Below are 2,247 nucleotides of genomic sequence, written 5' to 3'. Positions count from 1 at the left end.
ATAATAGTATTTAACTTTATTATAGATATTTTTGTTTTCAAACTCGTATAGTGTTCTCCATGGATTTTTATTGTCGCAGAAATCGTGGTAAGTAAAATCTTAAATACATCAGATGCGTGATAAGTGAAATACGAAAAGCGTTCAAAAGCCTCGGAGAAGAAGTGTGATTCTCCCCCCAAAAAACAATATCTTACAAGAATTAAGTAAGAAAAACGCAAAAGCGTACCATGTTATATAGAATCACTGTAACTTGGTTTGTCATGTCATCCAAAAACACACCATCTATTCAACAAGTATGTCAAATTGATAACACCAATTATGCATTGGGTATATCTTTTTGGGGACTATCGCAGCGTTGACAAGACCTTGACTATCACGAAGATTTCCACGAGCTCCTCTTAAATAACCACTTTTTCCTTTCTGACCATTTACAGCATACCTTACTTTAGCACCCTTGACTAACTGTGAACATTTCAACAAAATGGTATCTCCATGTACCACAACATCTTTAATAATAGATTCATTAGAGGCTGTAACAACATTAAACCCATAATAATCTACTTTGCTAACTTCTATAGTATCTATTACTAATGGAGGACAAGGTACATCTAAAACAACTTTTACCTCTCTTCCTTCAGCAATTATTTTCTTTGGATACAACCCACGATGTTTTTGATTTCTTATAATGCTTATAACCGATTCCGCATTATAATAACCAACACGTTTTTGGCTTATTGCATTTATATGCATACGTTCCCGGGCAAAAGACAAAAAATAAGTAGGCGTTCCAGCAACAAAGAAAGAATTGTCACGAACTAACTCCATCTGTGCTTGTGGTATGCTTGTCTCATATAAACTATATTCATTCTGACAGAACTCATTGCACAAAGCTAACATATTCGTTTGATAAGATACTATCTTGATATCTTGCTTTTGATGAGTAATTGCCTTTATATCTTTATTGATATCGATACTAAACTGATTCAACTTTTGTTTGTAATCAACATTTGTATAGTCATACATGTCTGACTCGCCTTGCATCCAACATATTGCGGGAACGTAGAATTTCATTCCCTTCTCATCTGCTTTCTCTTTCGCATTCTTAATATCATTGAGAAAACGCATATAAGGAGCAGTGCCTTTACTTATACCATTGATAGGTGTTGCTCCTTGTCCACCAGCAAAGACACAGACCATGGTGTCTTTTCCCAACTCGTTCACCAAAGCCTCTGCCATACCATAAACAGACACTTCAAAATCACGTTTGGATAGTTTTAGAACACGTTTGATCTTTCTTTTGACAGGACTGCAGTCATAATAGCCAAATTCATTTTTCAGATTCTCACCCACTATTCGATAGTCATAAAGTTCATTCAAACTATCGAGATTTGTAATTCGTTGCGTTTCTTCACCTAACGCCAAGCTCTGTCCATAGACAGGCACACAAACTACAACCTTACTGTCATCATTACGATTCTGGCAAGCCAGAAATGAGAACACGATTGGTATGAAAACAAAAAACAAGTCTTTTTTCATTTTTTTCATCTCCTTTGTAGTTCACTAAAGTCATCTTACTTCCTCGAATCTCTTGAAATATAGTTGGTACCGGATACTTTTATCACGCGACAATTTAAAGTCGCATTTTTAATGTCAAACGGATAAAGGAAACAAACAAGTTAAATTTTATTTAGTTAGTACATTTGATTGTTTTTGTGTTCTCAGATACCATGTCATTGACAAATATAAAAGCCCCCTCTTTAGCTATATTCAAAAAAGACAAAGAACAAAGCGATTCACGTGAACCTAATTAATTCAAGTACAAACTCGTCCACTTTTAGTGAACGAATGCAATTTTCTCCGCAAATATACACAAAAAAACATTAACATACAAGCATTTTACACAGAAAGCTCAAAATTGTTATTCAATAAACATACCTGGCTCAGCACACGGCACGTCATTTATCTTAATTGCGATTAAGTAAAAAACAAGAAACAATAACTTTTTAAGAACAAATTATGTTTTTCCAACATAATTGCGTATATTTGCATTGTATATAGATACCCCAGTTCGGGATAAGAAATAGTTTATAAAAAAGTTGGTAGTCTCATAAATATCTTGCACCTTTATAGGTGAAAATCAAATAGTTACAAAAATATTTAATATGACTACCGATTGCAAAGTTACAGAATTATTTTGTATTATAGACGAGTTTTGCAAACATTTTGATGCAGAAAATGCAGGAAATT

At 33.8% G+C, this 2,247-nt stretch carries 1 protein-coding gene; it reads right to left on the bottom strand.

Going from position 1 to position 2,247, the window contains the following annotated elements; all coding sequences use genetic code 11:
- Positions 1 to 282 precede the first annotated feature (282 nt).
- Complete coding sequence (locus tag CIK88_RS09965; RefSeq protein WP_094436209.1) at positions 283 to 1,545, bottom strand: sialate O-acetylesterase; 1,263 nt, start codon at positions 1,543 to 1,545, stop codon at positions 283 to 285.
- Between the last annotated feature and the right edge of the window lie 702 nt (positions 1,546 to 2,247).

This window comes from Prevotella sp. P5-50 (assembly GCF_002251295.1).
Classification (GTDB): domain Bacteria; phylum Bacteroidota; class Bacteroidia; order Bacteroidales; family Bacteroidaceae; genus Prevotella.
Note: the sequence above shows the minus strand (reverse complement) of the source record. Positions and strands in the feature narration are given on the sequence as shown.

Bases quoted from the DNA above. Each gene is read 5' to 3' on its own strand.
- CIK88_RS09965 (WP_094436209.1), bottom strand. From the start codon at position 1,545: ATGAAAAAAATGAAAAAAGACTTGTTTTTTGTTTTCATACCAATCGTG.